This is a genomic window from Acinetobacter sp. 1294596 (assembly GCF_000582925.1).
Taxonomy (GTDB): Bacteria; Pseudomonadota; Gammaproteobacteria; order Pseudomonadales; family Moraxellaceae; genus Acinetobacter; species Acinetobacter radioresistens.
On the sequence record NZ_JFCC01000110.1, the window covers coordinates 1 to 947 of the forward strand.

Here is a 947-nt window from a genome sequence, read left to right on the forward strand (position 1 = left end):
TCATAATTATCAATAAGAAATACAGCATATAGAGTTTTACCCGCACCTGGAGTACCAGTTATAAGATGCAACATAATAATTTCCCCTTAATGCAGCTACACACCGCAGCGCACACGCGAGCCGTGGTGACGCTTGCGGTTGTTCCGCTGCTTATGATGATTTTCTTAATACAAGTTTTGAAGAATTGAGAGATAAGCGCGTTACAACAGCACTTAAAACAATAGTCATTGCTACATCAAAGCCAGCTAAATGCGCCAAAGCTAAAACATCCGCAGATATACCAGAAACTGAACTTCTTAATGTATTTACAGCAGCACCAAAAGCTGTGATAAAAATTGCACTAGAAGCTAGATAAATACCCGCACCACCTAAAATTCGTTTAAGTGCACCTGACTGTAATGATGAAAGAATAAAGACGAGTTTAGACCACATAATCAAGCATCCCCACTTCTAATTCCGCCAATAATAAGAGCAGCAAAATAGGCCGAAACTGCAATAATTACAGGTTTAGAAACTTCTGCAATTTTGCAAAATGGAGTAAACGGAATCTCAATAGAACCAGAAATTCCCATAAAAGAATAAGGGGCGTTCAAAGGTGCCGGACAACCACCACCAAATGATATTGTAGTATCTGGAGTTGCAGGGTCTTTATCAAATTCAAGCGGTTTATCATCAAACTTTGGGTTATCTCCATATTCTTTTTTTAATGCATCAACGTCTTTAGTGTATGAAGCTACATAATTAATGCCTGCTTGAGCAGCCTGACAGATAGTTGGCGCCCAGTTACAAAAAATCGGGAAATTGATTGTTATATCATAAGGCTGTGGTTGTGCAGTCGGATCACCTGTACCCGTTCCTGTACCCGTTCCAGTAGTAGGAGTTGCAGTACCTGTTCCAGTACCATTGGTTGGAATCGCTTGTGAGTTGTTAAGTTGCTGTGTGACATC

At 40.2% G+C, this 947-nt stretch carries 2 protein-coding genes; both read right to left on the reverse strand.

Translation table 11 applies throughout. The annotated features are described in order from the left end of the window. Nucleotides 1–150: 150 nt before the first annotated feature. Nucleotides 151–432: a DUF2523 family protein gene (locus J502_RS16105; protein ID WP_000269720.1), complete on the reverse strand. Its 282-nt coding sequence runs from the start codon at nt 430–432 to the stop codon at nt 151–153. Between the two features lie 2 nt (nt 433–434). Then, on the reverse strand, nt 435–947 hold a 513-nt coding region (locus tag J502_RS17030), incomplete at its 5' end, for a virulence factor TspB C-terminal domain-related protein (RefSeq protein ID WP_034685228.1).